Here is a 24,815-nt window from a genome sequence, read left to right on the forward strand (position 1 = left end):
TTGCATCCATCGTCCAAAGGTCGTCATCCGTGAACAGGCTGGTCAGAATCCTCGCCGGCGCCGCGCTGGTGCTCTCGGGCACCGCGTCCGGTGCCTCCACTCGTCAGAACCACGATGCGCTCCTCGAGAGCGCTCCCTCCGGTCCCGCGCGGGCCGCTCGGGGACAGGACGTCCCGGGCGCGCGAGTGGTGCACCGGGACGCGCGGCTCGGAGTCCCGACCTTCGTCTGGATGTCCCGGCCCGCGGGCGGGGCGGCGTCGGCGGCCCTGCGCACGGCGGCGCCGTACGCGCGGCTGACTCCCGCGGCGGCGGCGCAGGCCCAGCTCGACCTCCTGGCTCCCCTCTACGGGGCCAGGACGGGCGAGGAGCTCGGCGCCTCCGTCGCGAGCGTCAGCCGCAACCCGCAGGGCACCTCCGTGGTGACGCTGAAGCAGGAGCTCGGCGGCCTCGAGGTGTTCCGCGGCGGGGTCGGGCTGCTCCTGGACCGGCAGAACGCGCTCGTGGCCGTCTCCGGCCACTTCTCGCCGGACCTGGGCGTGGGCAACGGCAGCCCCGCGCGCGCCTTCCGCCTGGGCGCCGGGGAGGCCATCTCGCGCGCCTATGCGGACCTGACGGGCCAGCCGCTCGACGCCAGCCTGCTCGCGCTCACGGACGTCCGTGGGCGCTACTCGCACTATGACCTGGCCTCGTACGCGAGGCCGCTCGCGGTGGGCCTGCGCATCCCCGCGCGCGCCAGGCAGGTCCTCTTCCAGCTCCCCGACGGCCTGGTGCCCGCCTGGTACGTGGAGCTGAACACGCGGGTCCAGGGCTCCCAGGACTCGGCGTACTACGCCTACGTCGTCGCGGCGGAAGACGGGCGGGTGCTCTTCCGCAACGACCTCACGGCGGACGCCACCCACTCCTACCGCGTCTGGGCGGACGCCACGCCTCCGTACACCCCGTTCGCGGGCCCCGGGGGCAATGACTCCATTCCGCACCCCACGGGCAGCCCCAATGGCTACGTGCCCGAGTTCGCCGAGCGCAACCTGGTGACGCTCGACAGCGCGCCATACAGCCGGAACGACCCCTGGCTTCCTTCGGGCGCCACGGAGACGGTGGGCAACAACGTGGACGCGTACGCGGACCTGGCCGCCGGGGACGGCTTCGGTCCCGGAGACGTGCGCGCGCCCCTGTCCGGCCCGTGTGCCTTCGACTTCCCCTACAGCTTCGGCCTGCTGCCCTACGAGACGGCGGACCAGCTCCATGCCTCCATCACCCAGCTGTTCTACCTGAACAACTGGCTGCACGACTGGTACTACGACGCGGGCTTCGACGAGGCGGCCGGCAACGCGCAGGCCGACAACTTCGGGCGCGGCGGCGTTGGCGGTGACCCCGTGCTGGCGCAGGCCCAGGACTACAGCGGCTTCAACAACGCCAACATGGCCACTCCGGCCGATGGCGCCAGCCCGCGCATGCAGATGTACCTCTTCACCGGGACGGTGGACACGAGGCTGACGGTGTCCGCGCCCGAGGAGCTCGCTCGCGACTACGCGGCGTCCCATGCGGCCTTCGGTCCCCGCATCGTCTCCGCCACCGGCCAGGTGGTGCAGGCGCGCGACGAGAGCGTGGCCGGCTCGCCCCTGGCGACGGATGCGTGCTCGCCGCTCACCAACGCGGCGGAGGTGGCCGGCAAGCTGGCCCTGGTGGACCGGGGCACGTGCAGCTTCGACCTCAAGGTCCTCAACGCCCAGGCCGCGGGCGCCCTCGGCGTCATCGTGGTCAACACCTCTGGCGCGGCCCTGCTCCCCATGGGGGGAGGCGAGTCCACCACGCCCTCCATTGGCGCCATCATGATTGGCTATGTGGAGGGCAACCTCCTCAAGGCCCGGCTCGCCTCCGGGGTGCAGGCCACTATCCGCAGCCGCCCGGTGGCGGAGCTGGACGGCACCATCGACAACGGCATCGTCGCGCACGAGTGGGGCCACTACATCAGCAACCGCCTCGTCCATGACGGCTCGGGCCTCGGCAACAACCAGGGCCGGAGCATGGGAGAGGGCTGGGCGGACTTCCATGCGCTGCTGCTGATGGTGCGGCCCGAGGACGCGAGCGTCGCGTCCAACCCCGATTGGACTGGCACCTTCGCCCCGGCGGAGTACGCCACGCGCAACCTCGGGTCGGACAGCGCCTACTTCGGCATCCGGCGCCTGCCCTACTCGGTGGACTTCACGAAGAACCCGCTCACTTTCAAGCACATCACCAACGGCACCCCGCTGCCCTCGGGCGTGCCCTACGCCTTCGGGGAGAACGGCCTGAGCAACGCGGAAGTGCACAACGCCGGCGAGGTGTGGGCGACCATGCTGTGGGAGTGCTACGTGTCGCTGCTGCGCGCCCACCCCTTCGCCGAGGCCCAGCAGCGGATGAAGAGCTACCTGGTCGCGAGCTACCGGCTGACGCCGGCCTCGCCCACGTTCCTGGAGGCCCGCGACGCGCTGCTCGCGGTCGTCTACGCGGCGGACCCGGCGGACTTCCAGCGCTTCGCCGGGGCCTTCGCGCGGCGCGGGGCCGGCGTGGGAGCCGTGGCGCCGGAGCGTGGCTCCGCGACGCACGCGGGCGTGGTGGAGAGCTTCAAGAGCGGCCCGGATGTGGAGTGGGAGTCCGCGACGCTCGTCGACGACCACCCCACGCTCGGCTGCGACGGGGATGGCTACCTGGACAACCGCGAGCGTGGCACGCTGCGCCTCACCCTGCGCAACACGGGGACCGCGCCCCTGGAGGCGACGACGGCCACCGTCTCCGTGGACAGCGCGGCCCTCCGGCTGGACGGTGACGGCGAGGTGAGCTTCCCCACCATCGGCATCTTCGAGTCAGCGACCGTGGAGGTGCCCGTGGCGCTCGACGGCGCGGCGCCCGGCTCCACGGTCCGCTTCACCATCGCCTACCGCGACGCCCACGGCGTGGCCGCAGGTGACAGGCAGGCGGTGCTCGCCGTCACGGTGGAGCAGGACGAGCAGCCGCGGACGTCCGCCACCGAGTCGGTGCAGGCGCAGCAGCTCCCCTGGGAGCGGGCCGGCGCCCTCGGCGGTACCCGCTTCGGGGTGAGGGAGTACGCCGCGCCCGAGCGCGGGTTCCACGGCGTGGACCCGGATGCTGGCGCGGACTTCTCGCTCGTCTCGCCGCCGCTGCACGTGGGGACGGGGACGTTCTCCTTCACCTTCCAGCACCTGTATGCCTTTGAGCAGGCGGCCGCGTCCTTCTTCGACGGCGGCGTCCTCGAGCTGTCGGAGGATGACGGCCTGACGTGGACCGACCTCGGCAACCGCTTCACCCAGAACGGCTACCGCGGGGAGCTGACCACCTACGAGGGCAACGTGAATCCGCTCGTCGGCCGCCGGGCCTTCCGCGGGAGCAGCCCGGGCTATCCGCGGCTCCATGCCTCGACGGTGAGCCTCGGCACCGCCTACGCGGGGAAGACGGTGCGCATCCGCTTCCGCATCGGCGCGGACGAGGCGGGAGGCGGCTTTGGCTGGCTCATCGACGACATCGCCTTCACCGGCCTCACCGACACTCCCTTCACGTCCCTGGGCGCGAACGAGGGCGTGTGCTCCGGCGGCCGGCCCACGGCGGGCGCGGGCGAGGACGTCTCCATCGACGAGGGCGCGCCCGTGCGCCTCGGCGGGAGCGGAACGGGCGTGAGCGGCGGCACGCTCACCTGGCAGTGGGAGCAGGTGGCCGGGCCCGCGGTGACGCTCACCGGGGCGGACATGCCGGATGCGGGCTTCACCTCGCCTGACGTGAGCGTGGACACCACGCTGACCTTCCGGCTGACGGTGTGGGACGGTCCCCGGCGCGGCACGGACGAGGTGGACGTCCTGGTGCGCAAGGTCAACCGCGCGCCCGTGGCGGCAACGGGGCCGGCGCAGGCGGTGGACGAGCGCACGCCGGTGACGCTCCAGGGCGGTGGCGAGGACCCGGACGGGGATGTCCTCACCACCTTCCGCTGGACGCAGGTGTCCGGCCCTACCGTGACGCTGACCGGGGCGGACAGCGCGTCACCCACCTTCACGGCGCCCGATATCCAGACCGCCACGGCGGACCTCGTCTTCCAGCTCGTGGTCGGCGACGGCGGACTGGACAGCGCGGCGGCCACGGTGACGGTGACCGTGCGCGACGTGCCGGCCTCTCCCGAGCCGCAGCCGGAGCCGCGGCCCGGCGAGCAGGACAACCAGGGCTGCTCGGCCACCGGCACACCGGCGGCGCTCCCGCTGGCGCTGCTGCTCCTCGCGCTCCTCGCGTGGCGGAGACGTGTGGCGCGGTGACGGTCCAGGGCGCGGGTGCCCCCACACGTGCCAGCTTCTCGTGAGGGGGGGGCCGCTGGATAACACCGCGTCCGGCCTGGAGTTTCCCTCGCCTCGTCCGCGAGTTCATCCTCCAACACCGTCAGGCACCCTGAGAATCAGGTGTTGAGAAGCGTCGCCTGCTGAAAAAACGACTGCCCGGGGTGCTTGCCCGGGTTGTCGCTCCGGGGGGGCCTCCCTAGTTTGGGTCTCGCGCATCGGGCCGTGAAGGCGCGAGACACATGGGAGGCGACGTGGGGATTCGGCGGATGTGGCTCGGGCTGGGCGTGGCGGCGGTGGGACTCTCCCTGGGGACGGGCTGCATGTCTCCCTCGTCGGAGTCCGAGGAGCGTCTGGCCGCGCTGGAGGCCGAGGCCGAGGAGCTGGACGTCGCGCTCGACGACGTCGAGGAGCGGCTCCTGGGCAACCAGGCCATGCTCCAGACGTGGCAGGAGATGGGGCGCCGGCACCAGCAGGTGACGCAGCTGCACTGCCAGACGGCGGACACGCACCTCATGGCGCTGATGAAGCACTACGACAAGCAGGAGGAGAAGGCGCGCCAGATGAAGCGCCGCCGGGGCACGGTGGCCGCGGTGGACTCCTCGGTGCTCACCTCCGGCAAGGCGCCCAAGCGCGGCAACAACTGACGCCGGTTCTTGAGCGGGCTCTTGAACGGGCTCTCAAGCGGGCTCTCAAAGACTCATCCGCTCACGGAAGCGCTGGGACTGGCGGCGCGACAGCTCCACCTCGCGTCCGCCGCGCAGGCGCGCCACCAGCGTGCCGCCGGGGCCGGGCTCCAGCGCTTCGATGAAGTCCAGGTTGATGAGGTGCTGGCGACTGGCGCGGAAGAAGCGCGCCGAATCCAGTCGTTCCTCCAGGTAGCTCAGCGAGCGCAGCAGCAGGGGCTGGTGTCCTTCGAGCACCAGCCGTGAGTAGTTGCCCTCCGAGGTGATGAGCGGCACCTGCGCGAGCTGCACCAGCCAGCAGCGCTCGCCGTCCCTCACGAAGACGCGCTCCAGCGGTGTGCCCTGGGCCTGCGGTGTCGTGGGGACACGGGCCGCGCGGCCGCGCTGGCGCACGCGCTCCAAGGCCTCGGCGAGGCGTGCGGGCTCGATGGGCTTGAGGAGGTAGTCGAGCGCGTTCACCTGGAAGGCGCGCACGGCGTGCTCGTCGAACGCGGTGGTGAACACCACGTCCGGCGGTTCGTCCAGGCGCGCCAACACGTCGAAGCCGGTGCCGCCGGGCATCTGGATGTCGAGCAGCAGCAGGTCCGGGGACAGGGCCTCCACCTGTCGGCAGGTCTCCTCCACGTGGGAGGCCTCGCCCACCACCTCGACATCGGGGAAGGCCGCGAGCAGGCGGCGCAGCTCGGCGCGGGCCAGACGCTCGTCGTCGGCGATGAGGGCTCTCATGCGGGCAGGGGAATGCGGACGCGCGCCGTCGTGAGGGCCGCCTGCGTCCGGTCGAGGTGGAGCGAGGCGTCGGCGCCGCACAGCAGGCGCAGCCGCTCGCTCGCGTTGTGGAGGCCCACGCCACCGCTCTCGGGGCGCGGAGTGGTGGGAGGGAGCGTGGCGGTGTTGGCGACCTCCAGGTGGAGCGCGCCGTCGCGCACGCGAGCGGAGACCGTCACTTCACCGCCCTCCGGAGTCAGTCCCACGCCGTGCTTGATGGCGTTCTCCACCAGCGTCTGCACGAGCATGGCGGGCACGGAGACGCCGAGCGCGGCGGGCTCCACGTCCTCGCGCACGCGCAGGCGGGACTCCAGGCGCACGCCCTCCAGGCCCAGGTAGTCGCGCACGACTTGCAGCTCGCGCTCCAGGGGCACCGTCTCCGGTCCCCGGGCGGCGAGCGCGTAGCGCAGCAGCGCGGACAGGCGGGTGACGACTTCCTGCGCGCGGGCGGGGTCCTCGGAGATGAGGGCGCGCACGCTGTTGAGGCAGTTGAAGAGGAAGTGCGGCTGGAGCTGGGCCTTGAGGAAGCGCAGCTCGGCGGCCTGGGCGGCGGCCTCCAGCTTCCAGCGCTCCAGCTCCGCCCGCCGTGCGCGCTCCACGGCGTGGATGGCGAAGTAGAGGACCAGCCACATCAGCATCATCAGCGTCCAGATGATGCTGCTGCTGACGAAGCCGAACACGGAGGCCTGCTCCAGCGTGTACAGGCGGAGCACGAACACGCCCAGCACGAAGGCCACCAGGTCCTGCACCAGCCCGAGCCCCAGCGCGGTGGCGAGGACGCGCACGGCCAGGGCGGGCAGGGGCAGCGCGGCCCACGCGCGCAGGGGCAGCCGCGTGCGGGCCAGGTGGGTGAGCACGGCGCCAGAGAGGCAGAACAGCCACCACGCCAGCGGGGTGACGGGGCTGCTCCACGCCAGCAGGGTGTTGACGAGGCCATAGAGGCCCCAGCCGCCGAGCTGGCAGGCCACGTACACCCTGGCGCGCGAGGACATCATCGAAAGGCTCCGGAAAGGCGTGAGTCCACCACACTCACTGGCGCGGCTCTACCTGCGCGACGGACGCGTGGGTGCCGAGGAAGCCGTCAAGCTCACGGAAGAAGCCCTCCGGGTCGTCCCACATGATGAAGTGCCGGGCCGTGTCGCTCATGACGACGCGGCCGGTGGACAGCTTCGCGTACTGGCTCCGGTAGACGGCTTCGACGGCCTCGCGAGGGACGCGGCCCTTGAGGGCAATCCACGAGCCCAGCACCAGGGTGGGGACGGTGATGCGCGACAGCTCGGGGCGCAGGTCGGTGGTGGTCAGCTCGTAGATGGCCTGGTTCACGGTCTCCGGGTCCGAGTCCGCGCCCCAGCGGGCGGCGACGTCCACCTTCGACTCATCGGAGATGTAGCCGCGAAGCACCATGCGCGACTGCATGCTCCGCTGCTCCACCGTCTGCATGCGCATGAGGGTGCGCATCTCCTCCGCGCGAGGGCGCATGCTGTCGGCGGTGGCGCTCGGGTCCATGGCGGCGGGGAGGAAGGGGAGGCTGTCGACGATGACGACGCCGCCCACGAGCTCGGGCGCGTCCGCGGCCACCGCGAGCGCCAGCACACCGCCGAGGCTGTGGCCGACGAGGATGGGCTTCTCCAGCCCCTGCGAGCGGAGGTAGTCGGCCAGCGCGCGGCGCTCGGTGGCGAAGAAGGGCGCGGGGATGGCGGGCTGGCCCGCGAAGCCGGCCAGGGTGAGGACGTGGCAGTCGTAGCGGCCCTGGAGGTGCGCCACCGTCTCGCTCCACACCTCGCCGGACGAGGCGAGGCCGGGGATGAAGACCAGCGGGCGGCCCTTGCCGGAGCGCTCCACATGGAAGGGCTGGGGGGCGGAAGGGGTGGACGCGCCGGAGGTGGTGGCGCAGCCGGTGAGCAGGGCGAGGGTGACGAGCAGTGAGGCGAGGACGGGGACACGGGGCATGGCGGACTCCCGAAGTGGGTACGGGGAGGAAGGTACGCACCCGGGGCGTGGGCTCCGTGGATACTCCATGAGCGGTTCGGGGACGGGATGAGCGGCGGGGAGGCTCGGTGGCTGGCGGGGACTGAGTGGCTCGTGGGCGGGATGAGCGGTGGCGCGGTGTGTGGCTGGCGGGGACCTTCACGCTTCGGGCAGGCTCGCGGGAGTTGCCTCGCCTGAAGGGAAGTCCTCCGTGTCCACGCCTGACCCGTTCGAGCCTTCTCCCTCCCCGGACTCGCAGTCCGCGTCGGAGGCGCCCGCCTCGCAGGTGGCACTCGTGGAAGTGCCCGCCGCGCCGATGGCGGTCGTGGAGGAGTCCTTCGCGCGGTACCTCGCCCGGAGGCTGGTGGCGGAGGAGGGCTTCCGCGAGGAGCCAGTCCCCGAGGCAGCGGAGCTGGTCGCGGCCTCGGACGCGGTGCTGACGTACTCGGATGGAATGTCGATGGTCCTCGTCTGCCTCGTGGACCGGGAGCGCGAGACCTCGCGGCGCTTCGGCCTGGACGTGGCGGCGCTCGAGCGCATCGGCAAGGAGTGCCTCAAGTACACGGGCACGGTGAGCGGCACGAAGCTGCCGGTGGGGCTCCAGGTCATCGAGGTAGGGCGGACGCCCGCGACAGAGGAGGACCGGCAGCGGCTGGAGCGCTACCGCCTGGGGCTGTTCCACAAGGTGCACCTGCACGCGATGCACGTGGACACCACGGCCCCGGGAGCGGTGTGGGCGAGCACGTGGCGCCGCGCCAAGGTGTCCGCCCGCTACCTGCGCCGGCTGGTGTCGGAGCCGCGTCAGGTGGTGGCGGAGGAGACGCTGGCGGAGGTGCCGGAGCGCACGCCGGTGCTCTCCCCCGCGCTGCTGGTGGCGATGGTGCTCGGCTTCGCGGCGGAGCACCTCTTCGGCGTGGGGGAGAAGGGAGACGGCCTGCTCGCGCCCGGAGTGCAGACGCTGGTGGCGATGGGCGGGGTGAATTCAATGTTGGTGCTGGAGGCGGGACAGTGGTGGCGCCTGCTGATGGCGCCACTGCTTCACGGCGACATCTTCCACCTGCTGCTCAACGGCGTCTGTCTGTGGTTCGTGACGGCGACGGTGGAGGGACTGCTGGGCCGCGCGTGGACGGGGCTGCTGTTCCTCGCGGGGGCGCTGGGCGGTGGGGCGCTGTCGATGGCCATCAACGCCGACTCGGTGGTGTCGGTGGGCGCGTCGGGTGTGTTGATGGGCCTGTTGGCGGCACTGCTGGCCCTGAGCCGGCGCATTCCCCGGGGACCGGAGCGGGCGCAACTTCAAGTCTTGTCATTGCAGCTACTGATTCCCTCGTTGATTCCCATTGGCATGTCGCGGACGGGCGGAGAGATTGACTTCGCGGCGCACGTCGGTGGCGCGCTCGCCGGAGGCGCGGTGGGGCTGCTGCTGGCGCGAGCATGGGCGCGGAAGGAGCCGGTGCCGCCCGCGACGACGCCCATGGGAGCGGTGGGCGTGCTGGCGACGGTGGCGCTGATGGTGAGCATGGGGTTCGCATTCCAGTACCGGCAGGACTCCGCGCTGGAGCTGGAGCTGATTCCCGCGGAGGCGCTGCCCGAGACACATGCTGCGGGGATGGAGCAGGCGAAGGACCTGCTCGCGCGTTACCCGAGAGACCCGCGAGCGCACCTGTTCCAGGCGCTGGTGTTGATGGAGGCGAACGACCTGCCCGGAGCCGAGCGGGAGCTGCGCACCGCGCTCTCCGAGCCGCACATCCTGGAGCACTTCTTCGAGGGCTCGGTGCTGCCCCTCCTGCTGCACGAGGAGCTGGGGCGCGTGCTCGTGGAGCAGGGCCGCAAGGACGAGGCGCAAGCCCTGGTGAAGCCCTTCTGCGTGGCGGGCGAGGACGGACAGCTGCCGTCAGGGCTCGTCGAGCTGGGACTGTGCGGCACGACACCGTGAGCTGAGCCGCACCCGTGCGTGCCTACCAGCGCATGAGCTCGAACTGCACCGCGCCGAACAGCCCGAGCGCACAGGCCGCCGCCACCGCGAGCGCGAGCCCGCCAGTCCGGACTCGCTGGCCCACAGTCTGACGGCGCAGCAGCCACAGCCCGACGACAAGTCCCAGCAGCGCCCCCACCGGAGTGCCCAGGAGCAGCCCGAACAGGCCCGGGAAGCCGTGCGCATCTTGCCGCAGCGCCTTGTCGGTGAGCACGCCCACCGTCAGCCCGAGCGCGCCTCCACCCACGGTGAGCGCCGCGAGGGAGAACAGCCCGCTGCCAATGGCGCGAGCGGTGGAGACGGGCCCACGAGTCGGTGCCTCGCTGTCGCGGCTGGGAGCCGGAGCGGGGTGTGCGCTCAAGGCTTGCCCGACCGCAGGAGCCGCCTGCGCATGTAGCCGTCGAAAGCGACGACGGCACGGTGGAACAGGCCGGGAGACAGCCGCCGCAAGCGCCAGCCCCACCGCGCATCGGCCATGGGGAGCACGTAGAGCGCGCCACGGTCCACGGCCTTCAGAAGCTTCTGTGCGACGACGTCCGGGCCCACGCGGGCCGTGTCGACCATGCGGGTGCCGAGGGTGCGGAGCGTGTCGTCGGAGTAGTGGCCCGAGCTGGCGATGTTGGTGCGGAAGAAGGTGGGACAGGCAACGGTGACGCCGACGCCGGCGGTGCGCAGCTCCGCTGAGAGTGTCTCGGACAGCGCCACCACGGCGGCCTTGGAGGCGTTGTAGGGCGCGAGGTCGGGCGCGTACAGGAGCCCCGCCGCCGAGGCGATGTTGAGGATGTGCCCCGAGCCCTGTTTGCGCAGGCGCGGGACGAAGGCATGGCAGCCGTGGATGACGCCCCACAGGTTGACGTCCAGCACATGCTTCCAGTCCGCGAGCGGCAGCTCCCCCACGCGCCCCGCGCTCAGCACACCCGCGTTGTTGACGAGCAGGTCCACGCCACCGAAGGCGCTCTCGGCGGCCTGGGCCAGGGCCTCGACCTGTTCCGGGTTGGCGACGTTGCACACGTGGACGTGGGCCTCGCCACCGGCGGCGATGACGCGCTGGGCGGTCTCCTCGGCGGAGACCGCGTTGATGTCGGAGACGAGCACGCGGGCCTGTCTCCGGGCGAGTGCTTCGCAAAGCGCGCGGCCCAGGCCACTGCCGGCACCGGTGACGACTGCTCGGGGACGCGGGGGAAGGCTCATGCGTGCTATCTCCGGAGCTCCTCGCGGACCTCCATCAGGATGCGGCCCAGCATGTTCCTTCCGCTGCCGTCTCCGCCATCGCCCCAGTAGTCGTCCTGTTCGGTGTGCTCGACGAGCTTCGCGTCGCCGGTGTCGAGCAGGAGCCGGGTGAGGTCCGCGTGCTGGGTGAACTTCGCCCGGACGGCCTCGCGCATGACGGAGACCCTGGTGGACTCCCAGTCCCGCCGCAGCTTGCGCTTGCGGTCTCGACCCATGCGAGCGGCGAGCATCGGCGTCCGGGCCTGGCGGACCTCTTCCTGGTCGTCGGCGTCCTCGAACTTCTGGGCCTGGAAGAAGTGCTCGCTCGTGGGCCACGTCCGGCCACGGAGCTTGATGGGGTAGGGCGCGAAGTTCGAGCACCAGCCATGGTCGTCGGTGACGCTGTAGAAGTGGATGACCTCGGACTCGGACATGGATGGGCCCTCGCGGTGCAGCCTGGCGCGGATGCGCAAGTCAGTGCCGGGGTCGGCACAGCGTGAGACCGACGTCATCCTGCAAGCCACCTGACACCAACCTGGGAAGCGCCGCCAGCTCACGGGCAGAGGCAGCGAGGTCCGGGCCGGAGGCCACGGCGCGGATGCGAGGTGCGTCGGCGTACTTGAACAGACCATCCGTCCCTGCAAGCAGCGTTCCGCCATTCCACGGCACGTCGAAATAGACCGGCAGGGCCTCACCACTCCCGAGCAGGGGCTTGCGGCGCTGGTGCTGGGTAACGACGGTGTGCGAGTCACCGTGAATCAGCCACAGCTCGGAGTCTCCAACGCTGGCGCCGATGATGCGGCCCTCCGTGACGCAGGCGGCCACCGCGGTGGTCTCTCCGCCATGCCCAGTCGACGCCAGCAGGTGGTCGCACTGTTCCAGGAGGTTGCTCCACGCCTCGGGCCGCAAGAGGTCGGAGCGGTCGACCGTGGCGGCCCGCACCGCGCGGACCACGCCAGCGGCGGCATCAACTCCGCGCCTCGAGTTGCCCGCGCCATCCGCGACCACGAGCACCATGGCCTCACCCAGGGGCAGGACGGCCACGTGGTCCGCGCTCGTCTCCGCGTGGGGCTCCACCACCTGTGCTGTCTCGAAGCGCGGCATACCGGGCCTCCAGGAATGAATCAGAGGTTGCGCAGGACGCGATCCGCGCTTCGGCTCGCAGTGAGCGGGTGGCAGGGGCCGGGTGCCGGATTGTCTACCCCGAGCGCATCAGCAAGGTCCGAGAAGAGGGAGCGGGCCAACCGGGTATGCGCGTCGATGGAGAGCACTCCGGGCCAGTTCAGCTCGCGCAAAGCGCGCGCGCCGCCCTCTGACTCGCGGTAGGACTTCGCATCCGTGCCCTCTGGATCGATGAGGTACTGGAGGTACCGCTTCGGGTGCTTCTTCCGGTCCGCCGTAGCCCAGTGCTTTGTGCCGTCTGGCGTCGCGAGGAACGGCGCTTCTTCGGTCACGAAGTCTTCGACATCGTGGGTTGTTGCATCGACGGTGGAGGGGCGCTTTGCGCCAGCGCGAGTCAGTGCCGCGGGCTCACCGAAGAAGTACGCCTCCACCATGGGAGACAGCAGGTGGAATGAGCAGTGCTCGCGGATACGCTCGGCGGCCTGCTCCCGTCGGCGGGTGCTGGGCCACGCGTAGGTATCGAGGTGTCGCTTCACCGCGTTCCGGAGTGTCGAGGTCACCACCGCGAGCTGGTCCAGGTTCACCAGCTCCACATCATCGACAGCGATGACGAGGTCCGGCGGCACGCCATTCCGTCCCGGGTCTGTCGAGGCGACCATGGCTTGTGCGAGCCGGTCCACCACGGATAGCGGACCACCGGGGCGTGGCGGTGGGGCCGAGGTCAGTCGGATGCGCGTGCTGGTGAACGAGTCGCGAGGCTCGGGTGCGACGAACGTCGCATCCGGGAAGTAGCGCTTCAGCGAGTCACCCAGCGCGAGCTGCTCGCAGCGGCCGGTGGTGATGAGGACGACCTGTTTCATCAGCTCTGCTGAGGCTCCACAGGCGAGCCGAACTCCAGATGCGCGTAGAGGTCGCCCAGCGAGAAGTGCGAGAGGTACTCGGGGTCTCGGACCCTGGGCAGCGGCATCGGGTTGGTGGGCTGGCCCTTCTCCATGACGAACACCTGCTCGGGGCACTCGCGGAATTGGTCGAGCACCACGGGCGAGTGGGTGGCGAGCAGCACGGTGCTGTTCGTCTTCGCGGCCCAGGTCCGGAACGCCTCGATGAGGTGCTTGATGGCGAAGGGGTGGAGCGAGTTCTCCACCTCGTCGATGGCGACGATGCCGTCATTGGGAACCGAAGCCACGGCGCACAGGTGCAGGAGGGCAACGAGCAGGCCGTTGGGCGCGAAGGTGATGGGGTAGCTCGTGTCGGGCTTCGGCGTGACCACCCTCGCCGTCACCGTCGTCCCCGCGGTCTCGAAGTCCAGGTCCGCGAAGACATCCGGGAAGAGCTTGCGGAGGTTGTCCATCACGAAGTCGTACCGGGGTCGGTCGGTACGTGTGTCCCGCCAGTTGCGCAGGAGGGAGAAGACGTTGCGTCCGTGCAAGTCGAGCGTCTTGTCGGAGGTGATGGTAGAGCCGCTCTCACGCAGATGCGAGAGGTGGTACTCCGAAAAGCAGCGGTAGGACTGCACCAGCGATCGAAGGACGAAGAGGCCAGGAGTGAGCTGGAAGGTATCGGAGGCGACGCGCAGGAGGCTGCGCTCATCGGCAGGGAGTTGCTTCCCCGCCAACGTGATGTCTCGCGTCCCCGTGCGCAGGCCATCCAGTCCGTTCTCTCCGCGAACACCCTCCGTATAGAAGTCCGGGTTCTTCATCGCACCGTCTGGAACGGTGAGCGCCCAGTGCGCGTTGTTCGCGGTGACACTCAAGAACACACCCTGGTCAGGGGCTGCTTCGAAGTGTCTGAGCCCGTCGCGCCCTCCGCGCTCATTCAAGGCCCGAACGAAACCCTGCTCGAAGGTATGACGCAGCAGCTGGAGCACATCCAGGAGCGTGCTCTTGCCTGCTCCGTTCGGCCCGACGAGCGCGCATACACCTTCCGGGCTCCATTCCACATGCTGGAGCGCTCGGTAGTTGCGAACGACGAGTGTGAACGGCATCCGAAGGACCTCGGTTCCTGACCGCGCGTAGTCTCCACGGTGCCACAACCCGGACGCATTGCGGCATTTCCATCTGCACGAGCAACACCCCAGGAGTGCTCATTCCCGACGGACGGCGGCAGCCAGGGCCCATTCCCCGGCACCACCGGGTTCTTCCCGACACACCCCTTTTCCCCGTCTTCACAGCCCGCGCGCACACGGGACATGGTGGGCTCCAGAGCAGGCAGGCAACCACCGCGTTCCGTGACGTAGCGGTCGAATCCGGCTAGAACCGCCGCCGTGAGACGCGACGCTTATGGAACATTCGCCGCCGTCGTCGCGGTGACCTTTCTCGGATGCAATGACCTGGAGGTCTGTGGCTCCACGACCCAGGACATCACCCGTGACGACGGGGAGGTCTACCGCTGTGTCACCGCCGAGGACTGCCCTCGCACCTCTCGCGTCAACGTGTGCGTCACCGACGTGTCCCCCGTGGCCGAGTGTGTGAGCTGCGATGACACGAAGTGCGTCTCAGTGATTCCGGAGGCCTGCTAGTGCGGCCACTACGCCTCGCGCTCGTCGTCCTGGCCCTGGCTGGCGCGGGCTGCCGCGACAAGCCCGTGGACCACCTCCAGAAGGCCCGCGACGCCACCTTCGAGAAGCGTCCCGACGAGGCCCTCGTCGAGTACCGCAAGGCCTTCGACGGGCTGCGCCTCGACAGCACGCCCGAGGCGTCCGTCCTGCGCGCCCGCGCCCTCAAGGGCGCCGCCGACGTCTACTGGCTGGAGCAGCGCAAGGTGAAGGAAGCCGTCGGTGTCTACCGCGAGCTCATCCAGCAGTGCCCCGACTCCCCCGAGGCGCTCGACGCGCGCATCATCCTCGCGGAGCTGCTGCGCGTGCACTACCGCGACCTGCGCGGCTCCATCGACCAGCTCACCACCGCCCTCAAGCTCAACCCGCCCCAGGGCGCCGAGCTGCACTACCAGGTCGCCAAGCTCTACTTCGAGCTCGCGGACTACCAGCAGGTCGAGCTGGAGACGCGCCGCCTCATCGAGCGCTTTCCCACCAGCGCCTTCGTGGACGACTCCATCTTCCTCCAGGCCCAGGCCGTCGCGATGATGGAGGGCCGCCGTCAGGAGGCCTCCCGCACCTTCGCGGACCTGCGCACCCGCTTCCCGGACTCCGAGCTGGCCCCCTACGCCCTCTTCGAGATGGGCAAGCTGCGCGCCGACGCCGGGGACAACGAGAAGGCGATTGAGACCTGGGTGGAGACGCTGAAGACGCACCCGGACCCGACGCTGGTGCAGGACTACATCGCCCGCGCCCGCAAGCGCATCTCCAACACCACCGCGGAAGGCGTGGGCCAGCGCGAGGCGGCCTTCGACCGCGCCCGCCCGGCCCGCAGCTCGCTGGAGGCCGTGGGCGGCCGGCCCGAAGAAGCCGCGAACGAGCACAACTGAAGCTCGCGGCCTCGGGCCCGTCCTACGCCGGCACGTCCAGCACCGCCTCCATGAGGGGCGCCGCCACCGCCGGGTCATCCGCGTCCGCCACCAGCAGCAGGTGCACGCGTCCGCCCTCCACCCGCGCGTCCACGCCCTCCAGCTTCACCTTCGCGTCCACCGCGTCCAGGAACAGCGGCGAGCCGTCCGGTGCCAGCACTCCCACCGCCGAGCCCGTCACCCGCCCGTCCGCGTAGGCGTCGCGCGTGTCCTCGGCCGCCGCGGTGAAGACCAGCCGCCCGTCCGGCAGCGGTGACGCGTCCGTGAAGGACAGGCGCACCCCGCCGGCCCGGCCCAGCTCCCACCGTCGCGTGGTGCGCAGCACGTCCGGGCCCAGCGCGCCCACCTCCAGCCCGCGCCGCGCGCGCTCCAGGTCCAGGTCCACCAGCGCGTCCACGCCCACGTCCCCGTTGCCCCGGTTGAGCAGCCGCAGCCGCCCGCCCACCACCGCCGCGCCCTCGATGTTGAGCGGCCCCAACTCCCGCGCGAGCTGCGCGTACATCGCCGTGCAGTCCACCGTCGCCACGCCGCCCGCCAGCGTCCCGTCCGCGCCCAGCCGCACCACCGCCCCGCGCCGCCGCGTCTCCGCCGAGCCCGAGGGCAGTGCCAGCAGCGCCCCGTGCGGCGCGCCCGCAAGCGGCCCCAGCAGACACAGCACCTCCAGGTCCGGCTTGGCCGCCTTGCGCGCCTTCGCCTCGTCCGGCAGCTCGCCCGGGAAGAGGCGCACGCTGCGCCCCGGCGCGTCGCCTTGCGCGGGGAAGACGGCCAGGTGCAGGGCGTCATCCGCGACGATGTAGAGCCAGGGCCCCACGCGCACCAGTCCGCTGGCGGCGGACACGTGGGCGGGGCGGCCGGGCGCCTCCGGGGACTCCAGGGTGAGGGTGCGCCTGAGGGTGGTGCGAATCATGGCCGTGCCTCCCGCGAGCGGGCCGCGATGCCCTACCGCTTCAGAGCAGCGTACCGCGCAGAATCAGGCTGGCGACGGTGAAGTAGATGACCACGCCGCTGACGTCCACCAGCGTGGCCACGAAGGGCGCGGACGCGCTCGCGGGGTCGAACCCGAAGCGCCGCAGCACCAGCGGCAGCATGGAGCCCGCCAGCGTGCCGAACGTCACCACGCCCAGCACGGACAGCGCCACCGCGACTCCCAGCCGCAAGAAGTGCTCACCGTACGCATCCGAGACGGAGTGCCAGATGACGATGCGCAAGAGGCCCACCACTCCCAGCACCAGGCCCAGCACCAGGCCGGACAGCGCCTCGCGCTTGGCCACGCGCCACCAGTCCTTCAGCCGCATCTCCCCCAGCGCCAGCGCGCGGATGATGAGCGTGGACGTCTGGCTGCCGGAGTTGCCACCCGAGGAGATGATGAGCGGCACGAAGAGGCTCAGCACCACGGCGGTGGCGATTTCGTCCTCGAAGCTGCTCATGGCGGTGGCGGTGAGCATCTGCCCCAGGAAGAGCACCAGCAGCCAGCCAATGCGCTTCTTCAGCATGCCGAAGAAGCCCACCTCGAAGTAGGGCGCCTCGAGGGCCTCCATGCCGCCGACCTTCTGGATGTCCTCGGTGGCCTCCTCCTGCACGACGTCGACGATGTCGTCCACCGTGACGATGCCCTTCATCCGGTTCTGCTCGTCGAGCACCGGCAGGGCCATGAAGCCGTGCTCGCTGAACAGCCGGCCCACCGCCTCCTGGTCCGTGTTCTCCGCCACGGTGATGACGTCGCTCTGCATGACGTCCGCCACCTTCTTGTCGGGGGCGGCCTGGAAGAGCTGGCGCAGCGACAGCACGCCCAGCAGGTGCTGCCCGGCGTCGAGCGCGTAGGCGTAATAGACAGTCTCCACCTTCTCCCGCGCCTGCTTGCGCAGGTAGCCGATGGCCTCGTCGATGCTCATCTCCGGCCGCACGCGGGCGAAGCGCGGGTTCATCAGACCGCCGGCGTCGTCCTCCGCGTAGGCCAGCAGCACGTTGACCTCGCGGCGGCTGGCGTCGTCGAGCTGCGAGAGGATGGACTCCGCCTGCTCGGGCTCCACCGCCTGCACCAGGTCCGCCAGGTCGTCGGGCGGCAGCACCCGCACCCAGGTGCGGCGCTCGCCGGGCGGCAGGTGGAGGATGAGCTCCGCCTGGTCCCGTGCGGACAGGGCGATGAAGAAGTCGTCCGCCACGTCGGTGGGCAGCAGCCGGAAGCCCTCCAGGCGCTCGTCGATGGAGAGCACCGGCCACGCCTCGTGCAACTCCTCGAAGGAGAGCGCGGCGCTCTGAGGGCTTTCCATCATCGGCTCACCTCCCAGCGGGTGGAGCGCGCGGTGCACGCGGCGCGCGGGCCTCTCTACACCCGAGTGGTGGGCGCCGCGAGAGGCAGGCAGGCGACTTTCCACACTATTTCGTGCGTTCGTCACCTGGGCTCCGGGCCCGCACCGTCCGTGTGGGCTCCAACTGCCCGCCAGGGCCAGCGCGCGGCGGCCTACCCGGGAGCGGCCGCGTAGGCCACGCGCTCGGCGCGGGGGCCCGCGCGGGGCAGGGTGACGATGAAGGTGGAGCCCTCCTTCAGCCGGCTCTCCACCTGGATGCTGCCGCCCAGCGCCTCCACGAGGCTGCGGGTGATGAAGAGGCCCAGCCCCAGGCCGCCATAGTGCCGGCCGGACACGGCCCGCTCGAAGCGGCCGAAGATGCGCTCCTGGTCCTGCGGGGAGATGCCGATGCCCTCGTCCCGCACCGTCAGCCGCACCTGGTCCCCCAGGTCCTCGACGCGCGCGTGGATGTCGCCGCCGGCGCCATAGCGGACGGCATTGGAGAGCAGGTTGGTGACGACCTGCTCCAGCCTCAGCCTGTCCCAGTGCCCGCGCGTGTCCTCCGCGGACTCGATGCGCAGGAGCGAGCCGGCCTTCGCCGCCTCGGGGCCGAACCAGTCCGCCACCTCCTTCAGCACGTCGCCCAGGTCCGTCTCCGCCAGCTCCAGCGTCATCCGGCCATGGTTGAGGCGCCCGACGTCGAGCAGCGCGCCCACCAGCCCCGTCAGCTTGCGCACCTGCGCGCGCGCCAGGTCCAGGTGGTGTCGCGCCCGCGCGTCGTGGGAGGCGATGCCGTCCTGCCACAGCTCGCGCGCCAGGGTGGCGAGCGTCAGCTGCAGGGGTGTCAGGGGCGTGCGCAGCTCGTGCGAGGCCACGGTGATGAACTCGTCGCGCACGCGCACCGCGGACTGGGCCTCGTCATAGAGGCGCGCATTGTCCAGCGCGAGCGCGGCCCGGCGGGCCAGGTCCTCGGCCACGCGCTGGTCCTGGGCGTCATGGTGCCGGTCCTCGCGCCCGTGGAGGAACGTCAGCGCCCCGAGCACCTGGTCCCGGGAGCGCAGCGGCACCGACAGCAGGGAGGTGACGCCCAGCGCGCGCAGCAGCTCCAGCTGCGGGGCGTCCGCCGAGAGGCGGGAGAGTGTCTTGCCATTGATGAAGGGCTGGCACCAGGTCTCCCCGGTGCGGATGGCGGCGGCGGGCCCGAAGGGCGCGTCGAGCTGGAGGGGATAGCGACGGGACAGCTCCCGGGCCAGCGTCTCCCGGGCCGGGTCCAGGTGCGCCACCGCCAGCCGGAAGACGCCGCCCTCCGGCTCCACCAGGTCCAGGAAGCAGCCGTCGCCGAGGTGGGGGACACACTGCCGCACCACCCGGGACAGGGTGGCCTCCGCCTCGAGCGAGCTGGCCAGCGTCTCGCTCACCATGGCGAGGAAGGTCTGGTCCTCCTTGGCCCGCTTGAGCTCGGTGATGTCCACGAAGCCCGCCACCACCGCCCGCAGCCGCCCCTGGCGGTCGTGGATGGGGCCGGCCTTGATGCGGAAGGTGCGCACGGCGCCGTCGGGGCGGCTGTACAGCATGTCCTCCTCGCCCGAAGGCTCGTCGGTGAGCAGCACCCGGGCCATGGGATACTCCTCCCCCTTGTAGCGGCGCCCGTCCGGGTGGACGGCGCGGTAGCGCGCGAAGTCCGCGATGCACGTGGTCTCGAGCATCGGATGGCCGATGAGCCGCTCTGCCTCCTCGTTGGCGTGCAGCGTCCGTCCCGAGGGGGCCTCGGCGATGTGCACCGCGACGGGGAGCTGCTGGAGGATGGCCTCCAGCCTGTCTCGCTCCGACTGCTGCTGAACCAGCAGCTTCTCCCGCTCCTCCTGTGCGCGCCGGAAGTCGGTGATGTCGGTGATGAAGCCCTCCAGCAGCTGGACCTCGCCCCCGGGCCCGTAGATGCCCACGCCGCGCTCCCACACCCACCGCTCCTCTCCCGCGCGGGTGCGGATGCGGTAGGTGAGGGTGAAGGGGGAGCGGGTGGCGAGCGCCGCCTCTATCTCCTCCCAGACTCGCGCGTATTCCTCCGGGGTCATGAGGTGTCCCCACCGGAGGCCGTCCCGGGTGAACTCCTCGGGGCCATGGCCACAGAGGGCCCGGGTGCCTTCGCTGGCGTACACCAGGGGCCAGAAGGGCTCGTAGCGGCTGCGGTAGACCATGCCGGGCACGTTTCCCAGGAGGGTGCCCAGCACGCGCTCGCTCTCGCGCGCGGCGGCTTCCGCCTGTCCGGCACGCGCCTGCGCCGCGCGCCTGGAGCCCTTCTGGCGCCGCAGCTCCAGGCACATGCGCACCTTGGCGCGGACGGCCTCCGCATGGAGCGGCTCCAGCAGGAAGTCCACCTCTCCCAGCGCGTAGCCGCGCAGCAGGTCCGCCTCGTCACACGGCGGCCGCCCCACCAGCAGCAGCGGTGTGTGCTCCAGCGCGGGTGTCGCGCGCAGGTGGAAGGCCGTCTCGAGCCCGCCCGCCCAGCCGCTCCGGGCATCGATGAGGACACAGGGGGGCGGCTCGCCGGTGCGCCCCGCGCGCATCGCCTCCTCCGCGCTCAGGCGCTGGAGGGGGTGACCCAGGGGAGCGAGCATGGCGAGCAGGTCCGCGCCATCACCCGGTGGAGGCTCCACGAGGAGCAGGGGAGGGCGTTCTTCCTCCCGGGGGCCGGAAGAGCCCTCGAGCGGTTCATGCGCCGCCTGCCCACGAGGGGACGCTTCCGGCCGAGCTTCGCTCATTGGCCCCGTGCCTCCCTGCTGCCCACACCCTGACAAAGGTGGTGGCGGAGGCGCGCGTTGCCACCCACCCTGGCGGGCCGGCGGGAGGCACCTCCACGGAAGGCAGCCGGACGTCAGCCGGCGGGCCGCTCGTACACCTTGGTGCTGCCGTTGCTCTGCAGGGTGTCGCCCTCCCAGTAGAAGCGGGGGGAGAGGGCACGCAGCTCCCGGGGGGCTCTCGCGCTGGTGGGCAGCCGCTCCAGGCCCAGGGGGCTCTGCACGGAAGACCCCACTGGCAGCACGGAAGTCGCACCCGCGAGCATGCCCAGGCGGATGTCAGGGAGGACGAAGCCCGGACGGAGCGCCGCGTCGACCGCGTCCGCTGGCGAGTCCAACACCAGGGTGCCCTGCTCCGCCAGCGACCCGCCCGAGAGCACCCAGCGGTGCAGCGTCTGGCCGGTGGCCTGGAAGGGCTCGCCCACGCGCGTCCACACCACGCCCTCCTCGAGGCCCACCGGCGTGCCCGGCAGGGCCAGGCAGGGCGCACCCGTGGGGGCGAAGGCCCCGTCAGGTCCGAGCTGGTACGGACACGCCTGGCTGTTCGGCCGCTGCCGCATCCGCACCACCAGCACCCGGTCCAGGGACTCGCGCACCAGCAGGCCCACCACGCCGTCGGTGCCGAGAATCGCCTCGTCGCCCGCCGTCCACGAGGTGGCGCCAGCGGCGGCGAGGACGCCGGTGTCCGAGAAGGTGAAGCGGTGCAGGCGCTGGTCATCGAGCACCCACAGCTCGTGCTCCGAGGCGAGGCGACTCTGGACGACCCGCACCGGCGCCGCCGTGCCGAGCAGCAGCGAGCCGGTCAGCTCCAGCTCGGTGCCCGTGTCCACGAAGCGGCGCACCCGGCCCTCACCCACCACCCAGACGACGTTGCCCGAGACGGCCACGTCGGGGGGGATGGAGGAGGTGCCCAGCCGCACCACGCGTCCGCTCGGCTCGCGCAGCGCCGCCCCGTCACACAGCCAGGTGCCCCGCGTGGTGCGGTCCAGCTGCGTACAGCGGGGCAGCGGCAGGACGATGGCGGAGTTGTTCCCGCTCCAGTCCCCCGCCACATAGGCGCCGAGCTGCTGGACGCTGCCCACGGGGGCGAAGGCGACGAGGACGTGGTGGCGGCCGGTCGTCCGGGGCGTGAAGCGGACGGTGGCAATCGCTCCGCCATGGCGCAGCATCACCTCGGAGGGGAGGATGTGGTTGCCCGGGTCGTACACCGTCGCGGTGACGCTCTCCGGAAACTGGGACTCGGCAGTGTCGTCACAGGATTGGGTCTGGACGGCGGGGACCTCGAACGTCGCCTCGGCGCCCACCCGGAACGACTCCGGGCGGGGCGTGGTGCCGCTGAAGATGGGCATGGCGCTGCAGGGGGAGTCGGAGCCCGAACAGCCGGAGAGGGCCAGCAGGGCTGTCAACGCGAGCAGGGGGCGGGCGGTCTTCATTGGGGGGAGGGTCGCCCGAGGTCCCTTCGGCCTGGGGGTGTGGCGACCCTCCCTTCCTCTTACCCCCATTTCCCCCGCCGGTCAGCCCCGGGGGCCGGGGGTGTCCGGCGCCCGGCGGAGCTCCTGGCCGGGAGGGCAACCGGTGGAAGGGAAATCCCCCGTGTCAGGCGTGGCGTTTCCGGCGCGTCACTCTTCGCTGAAAGGAGCGGTGACCATGAACACGGCGAACCTGATGAGCCCGATGAACCCCGAGCTGAACAACCTTGTCATCGGCATCGACGCGCTCCAGCCCGCCCGTCTGGCCACCGCTCCTGCACCCGCGCCCGTGGGTCCCGCCGCTGGCGGTGAACCGCCCGGAACCTGACCCGCCACGCCCCGTCACCTGACGAGGCGCGGTGAGCAGGGGCCGGGCTCCCACAGGGGAACCCGGCCTCTTGTCGTTTCCGGGTCCACGCAGCCGCAGCACACGCAGTCGTGGCCGAGAGGTGAGGCACCTGAGCGCCACTCAGGAACACGCGGGTTCGACTCCCGCCGACTGCTTATCGGGATGTAGCTCAGCTTGGACAAGAGCGCGCGCTTGGGGTGCGCGAGGTCGCTGGTTCGAATCCAGTCATCCCGACTCGAAACACCCTGCTTCATCGGGGCCATGGCTCAAAGGGAGAGCACCCGGCTGGCTTCCGGGAGATCCGGGTTCGATTCCCGGTGGTTCCACTCGACTCAAGCGGACATCGGCGTGCAGAGCTCCACGAGCACTCCGTCGATGTCCCGCACGTAGGCCACCGTCTGCCCCCAGGGCTTCTGCTTGGGAGGCTGGGCGGGCCGGGCGCCGGCCTTCACCGCGCGCTCGAAGGCGGCCTGCACGTCCGGCGTGACGAGCGCCACCTCCACTCCGGCCGCGTCCTCCTTCACCCGGTTGGGACGCACGGTGAGGCCGTTGTCCTTCGCCATGCCCTCCGCCGCGAAGGCCAGCGCCGTCGCGCCCGTCTCCATCTCCGCGTACATGTTGCTCTCGTGGAGGAAGCGGCGTTGCAGGCCGAAGGCCTTCTCGTAGAAGTCGACGGTGGCGGGCACGTCCTGCACGTAGAGGATGACGTAGCCGAGCTTCATGGTGGAGCACTCCGGTGTAGGGGTGAAGCAGCGTGCGGGGTTGTTCTCACGGTGCGCACGGGCCTGTCTTGAAGGAATCGGACAGGGCTCATCCGGCGAGCGCGGTGGGGGTGACGCCCGCCAGGTCGCGGACCTCGCGCGACAGGTGGGCCTGGTCCGAGTACCCGCAGGCGAGCGCCACGGACGCCAGGTCCTCGCCTCCCCCCGAGCGCAGCAGCGTCACGGCCCGCTGGAAGCGGAGCACCCGGGCGAGCAGCTTCGGCGGCACGCCGGCCTCGTCCAGCACGTCCCGGTGCAGGGTGCGCTCGCTCACGCCCAGCGTCCGCGCCAGCTCGGACATGCGCACCTGTCCTCCCGCGGCCTGGAGCTGGCGCAGGGCCCGGGCGGCGCGGGGACGCGGCTCGCCCCGGAGCGCCGCCCGCCGGAAGGCGACGGCCTGCTGGAGGTGGGACAGGGCGTGCACCGGGGAGGGACAGTCCTCCAGCCGCCGCTGGAGCTCCGTGAAGTCCGGCGCGCAGTCCGCCACGGAGACGTTGAGCCCGCACAATTCGCGAGGGCTCACGCCGAGCAGGGGGAGCGCCCAGCCGGGCTTGAAGCGGACGCCGAAGCTCACCGCTCCGGGCGTGACGTCGACGAGGGCGAAGCGCTCCATGGGGCCGACGACGACCAGCCTCGGGTCGGCCAGCCACGTCGGGCCGCTCGCCGCGTGGAACTGGAAGATGAGGTCGGTGCAGCCGTCCGGGAGGATGCGCTGGGGACGCGTCCCGGTGCCCGCGGCGCGGGGCGGGCCGGTGAATCGCCAGAAGGCGTCCACCGCCTCCGCCAGGCAGGCGGGCGGTGCCCACTCCTCATAGCCCGTCATCACGTACCTCCGGCCGTCATCGCTCACCCGTCCACCGCATGTCAGGGATGGATTATCACGCGCGTCTATTTTCGCTGAAAGGAGCGGTGAACATGAACACGGCGAACCTGACGAGCCCGATGAATCCCGAACTGAACAACCTTGTCATCGGCATCGACGCGCTCGCGCTCGCTGGCCTGTTCACCGCTCTGGATGCCGCGATGCTGGGAGATATCGCTGGCGATAGTCCACCCGGACTCTGACCTTCCGCGCCCGTCTGACGACGAGGCACGAAGAGACCAGAGGCCGGGCTCCCAGAGGGGACCCGGCCTCTCGCTTTTCCGGGTCACCGCAGCACCCCTCGCCCCGTTCGTCTATTGGCGCAGGACACCGCACTCTCTATGCGGGAAGACGGGTTCGACTCCCGTACGGGGCACTCACGCAACACACGCAGTTCGCAGCACATGCGGCCGTGGCCGAGAGGTGAGGCCCCTGAGCGCCACTCAGGAGAACGCGGGTTCAACTCCCGCCGACCGCTCTAGCGCAGGACAGCAGCAATCACAGACATGGGGTCGTAGCTCAGCGGGAGAGCGCTCGGTTCGCATCCGAGAGGTCCCGGGTTCAATCCCCGGCGGCTCCATTCAGCAGTCGCAGTTGTAGTCGCAGTCGTCGCACAACGCCGCGGTAGCCCAATTGGTAGAGGCGCTGCCTTCAGAATGCAGAGGTTGCGGGTTCGAATCCCGCTCGCGGCATGGCAGTTCGTAGTCTGTTTCCTGCTCCGGGATGCGATTGGATCGCAGCACGGCCGTCTACCGTGTGAACAGGGTTCGATTCCCTGTCGGAGCGCTCTTCCT

At 71.0% G+C, this 24,815-nt stretch carries 22 protein-coding genes, 7 tRNA genes and 1 pseudogene; 14 read left to right on the forward strand and 16 right to left on the reverse strand.

The window, feature by feature from the left end; all coding sequences use genetic code 11:
- Positions 1-29 precede the first annotated feature (29 nt).
- Together G4D85_RS12925 and G4D85_RS12930 are read left to right on the forward strand one after the other, a co-directional pair.
- Positions 30-4,295, forward strand: coding sequence for a myxosortase-dependent M36 family metallopeptidase (locus G4D85_RS12925; RefSeq protein WP_164011602.1), 4,266 nt, complete (start codon positions 30-32; stop codon positions 4,293-4,295).
- 272 nt (positions 4,296-4,567) lie between these two features.
- Positions 4,568-4,960: a hypothetical protein gene (locus G4D85_RS12930; protein ID WP_164011817.1), complete on the forward strand. Its 393-nt coding sequence runs from the start codon at positions 4,568-4,570 to the stop codon at positions 4,958-4,960.
- 45 nt (positions 4,961-5,005) lie between these two features.
- Here the strand turns inward: G4D85_RS12930 and G4D85_RS12935 are convergent, their stop codons facing one another.
- From G4D85_RS12935 to G4D85_RS12945, 3 genes are read right to left on the reverse strand one after another with little or no spacing between them, the layout of a single operon-like run.
- The gene (locus tag G4D85_RS12935) at positions 5,006-5,725 is read right to left on the reverse strand and encodes a LytR/AlgR family response regulator transcription factor (protein ID WP_164011603.1); all 720 of its coding nucleotides are present in this window, start codon (positions 5,723-5,725) and stop codon (positions 5,006-5,008) included.
- Positions 5,722-6,759 carry a sensor histidine kinase gene (locus G4D85_RS12940; protein WP_164011604.1) on the reverse strand — a complete coding sequence of 346 codons (1,038 nt, stop codon included), beginning with the start codon at positions 6,757-6,759 and terminating at the stop codon, positions 5,722-5,724. The genes G4D85_RS12935 and G4D85_RS12940 overlap by 4 nt, the downstream gene beginning before the upstream one ends.
- A gap of 34 nt (positions 6,760-6,793) precedes the next feature.
- Positions 6,794-7,714, reverse strand: coding sequence for an alpha/beta fold hydrolase (locus G4D85_RS12945; protein ID WP_164011605.1), 921 nt, complete (start codon positions 7,712-7,714; stop codon positions 6,794-6,796).
- 229 nt (positions 7,715-7,943) lie between these two features.
- Here G4D85_RS12945 and G4D85_RS12950 point away from each other — a divergent pair, with 229 nt between their 5' ends.
- On the forward strand, positions 7,944-9,665 hold the full coding sequence (locus G4D85_RS12950) for a rhomboid family intramembrane serine protease (RefSeq protein ID WP_164011606.1): 1,722 nt from the start codon (positions 7,944-7,946) through the stop codon (positions 9,663-9,665).
- Between the two features lie 22 nt (positions 9,666-9,687).
- Here G4D85_RS12950 and G4D85_RS12955 read toward each other — a convergent pair whose 3' ends face one another.
- The 7 genes and pseudogenes from G4D85_RS12955 to G4D85_RS50720 form a co-directional block, all read right to left on the reverse strand.
- Positions 9,688-10,065: a hypothetical protein gene (locus G4D85_RS12955; protein WP_164011608.1), complete on the reverse strand. Its 378-nt coding sequence runs from the start codon at positions 10,063-10,065 to the stop codon at positions 9,688-9,690.
- Positions 10,062-10,895 carry an SDR family NAD(P)-dependent oxidoreductase gene (locus G4D85_RS12960; protein ID WP_164011610.1) on the reverse strand — a complete coding sequence of 278 codons (834 nt, stop codon included), beginning with the start codon at positions 10,893-10,895 and terminating at the stop codon, positions 10,062-10,064. Before G4D85_RS12960 ends, G4D85_RS12955 begins: the two co-directional genes overlap by 4 nt.
- Before the next feature lie 5 nt (positions 10,896-10,900).
- Positions 10,901-11,425, reverse strand: a complete 525-nt coding sequence (locus G4D85_RS12965) for an NADAR family protein (protein WP_275900285.1) — start codon at positions 11,423-11,425, stop codon at positions 10,901-10,903.
- A complete protein-coding gene (locus tag G4D85_RS12970; RefSeq protein ID WP_164011614.1) occupies positions 11,388-12,017 on the reverse strand; it encodes a SpoIIE family protein phosphatase in 630 nt (209 codons plus the stop codon). Before G4D85_RS12970 ends, G4D85_RS12965 begins: the two co-directional genes overlap by 38 nt.
- 20 nt (positions 12,018-12,037) lie before the next feature.
- Positions 12,038-12,895 (reverse strand): hypothetical protein, encoded by an 858-nt coding sequence (locus tag G4D85_RS12975; protein WP_164011616.1) that lies wholly within the window; start codon positions 12,893-12,895, stop codon positions 12,038-12,040.
- Entirely contained in the window at positions 12,895-13,788 is an 894-nt protein-coding gene (locus G4D85_RS12980; RefSeq protein ID WP_240359234.1) for an AAA family ATPase, read from the reverse strand. Before G4D85_RS12980 ends, G4D85_RS12975 begins: the two co-directional genes overlap by 1 nt.
- 72 nt (positions 13,789-13,860) lie before the next feature.
- A pseudogene (locus G4D85_RS50720) lies at positions 13,861-14,019 on the reverse strand (ATP-binding protein); the annotation flags it as partial.
- A 279-nt stretch (positions 14,020-14,298) separates the two neighbouring features.
- Here G4D85_RS50720 and G4D85_RS12985 point away from each other — a divergent pair.
- Entirely contained in the window at positions 14,299-14,553 is a 255-nt protein-coding gene (locus G4D85_RS12985) for a hypothetical protein (RefSeq protein WP_164011620.1), read from the forward strand.
- Positions 14,553-15,458 carry a tetratricopeptide repeat protein gene (locus tag G4D85_RS12990; RefSeq protein WP_164011622.1) on the forward strand — a complete coding sequence of 302 codons (906 nt, stop codon included), beginning with the start codon at positions 14,553-14,555 and terminating at the stop codon, positions 15,456-15,458. Before G4D85_RS12985 ends, G4D85_RS12990 begins: the two co-directional genes overlap by 1 nt.
- Before the next feature lie 22 nt (positions 15,459-15,480).
- On the opposite strand, the gene G4D85_RS12995 is transcribed toward G4D85_RS12990, so the two are convergent.
- The 4 genes from G4D85_RS12995 to G4D85_RS13010 all read right to left on the reverse strand — a co-directional run bounded on the left by G4D85_RS12995 (position 15,481) and on the right by G4D85_RS13010 (position 22,013).
- Positions 15,481-16,404 (reverse strand): DUF6929 family protein, encoded by a 924-nt coding sequence (locus G4D85_RS12995; protein ID WP_164011624.1) that lies wholly within the window; start codon positions 16,402-16,404, stop codon positions 15,481-15,483.
- A 40-nt stretch (positions 16,405-16,444) separates the two neighbouring features.
- Positions 16,445-17,770 (reverse strand): magnesium transporter, encoded by a 1,326-nt coding sequence (mgtE, locus tag G4D85_RS13000; protein WP_164011626.1) that lies wholly within the window; start codon positions 17,768-17,770, stop codon positions 16,445-16,447.
- 188 nt (positions 17,771-17,958) lie between these two features.
- On the reverse strand, positions 17,959-20,400 hold the full coding sequence (locus G4D85_RS13005) for an ATP-binding protein (RefSeq protein WP_205525529.1): 2,442 nt from the start codon (positions 20,398-20,400) through the stop codon (positions 17,959-17,961).
- 257 nt (positions 20,401-20,657) lie between these two features.
- On the reverse strand, positions 20,658-22,013 hold the full coding sequence (locus G4D85_RS13010) for a hypothetical protein (protein ID WP_164011630.1): 1,356 nt from the start codon (positions 22,011-22,013) through the stop codon (positions 20,658-20,660).
- 214 nt (positions 22,014-22,227) lie between these two features.
- On the opposite strand from G4D85_RS13010, the gene G4D85_RS13015 reads away from it, so the two are divergent.
- The 4 genes from G4D85_RS13015 (at position 22,228) to G4D85_RS13030 (ending at position 22,724) form a co-directional block, all read left to right on the forward strand.
- On the forward strand, positions 22,228-22,377 hold the full coding sequence (locus tag G4D85_RS13015) for a hypothetical protein (protein ID WP_164011632.1): 150 nt from the start codon (positions 22,228-22,230) through the stop codon (positions 22,375-22,377).
- A gap of 104 nt (positions 22,378-22,481) precedes the next feature.
- Positions 22,482-22,553: transfer RNA gene (locus tag G4D85_RS13020), tRNA-Gly, on the forward strand.
- A 3-nt stretch (positions 22,554-22,556) separates the two neighbouring features.
- Positions 22,557-22,632 (forward strand) — tRNA-Pro (locus tag G4D85_RS13025).
- 21 nt (positions 22,633-22,653) lie between these two features.
- A tRNA-Ala gene (locus G4D85_RS13030) sits at positions 22,654-22,724 on the forward strand.
- A 6-nt stretch (positions 22,725-22,730) separates the two neighbouring features.
- On the opposite strand, the gene G4D85_RS13035 is transcribed toward G4D85_RS13030, so the two are convergent.
- Positions 22,731-23,120, reverse strand: a complete 390-nt coding sequence (locus G4D85_RS13035) for a VOC family protein (protein WP_164011634.1) — start codon at positions 23,118-23,120, stop codon at positions 22,731-22,733.
- Between the two features lie 88 nt (positions 23,121-23,208).
- Positions 23,209-23,982: a helix-turn-helix domain-containing protein gene (locus G4D85_RS13040; protein WP_164011636.1), complete on the reverse strand. Its 774-nt coding sequence runs from the start codon at positions 23,980-23,982 to the stop codon at positions 23,209-23,211.
- A 92-nt stretch (positions 23,983-24,074) separates the two neighbouring features.
- Here G4D85_RS13040 and G4D85_RS13045 point away from each other — a divergent pair, with 92 nt between their 5' ends.
- The 5 genes from G4D85_RS13045 (at position 24,075) to G4D85_RS13065 (ending at position 24,713) form a co-directional block, all read left to right on the forward strand.
- On the forward strand, positions 24,075-24,224 hold the full coding sequence (locus G4D85_RS13045) for a hypothetical protein (RefSeq protein ID WP_164010604.1): 150 nt from the start codon (positions 24,075-24,077) through the stop codon (positions 24,222-24,224).
- Positions 24,225-24,324: 100 nt separating this feature from the next.
- A tRNA-Glu gene (locus G4D85_RS13050) sits at positions 24,325-24,397 on the forward strand.
- Between the two features lie 30 nt (positions 24,398-24,427).
- Positions 24,428-24,499 (forward strand) — tRNA-Gly (locus G4D85_RS13055).
- Between the two features lie 30 nt (positions 24,500-24,529).
- Positions 24,530-24,601, forward strand: a tRNA-Ala gene (locus G4D85_RS13060).
- A gap of 38 nt (positions 24,602-24,639) precedes the next feature.
- A tRNA-Leu gene (locus G4D85_RS13065) sits at positions 24,640-24,713 on the forward strand.
- The last annotated feature ends 102 nt before the right edge of the window (positions 24,714-24,815 follow it).

This window comes from Pyxidicoccus trucidator, from assembly GCF_010894435.1.
GTDB classification, from domain to species: domain Bacteria; phylum Myxococcota; class Myxococcia; order Myxococcales; family Myxococcaceae; genus Myxococcus; species Myxococcus trucidator.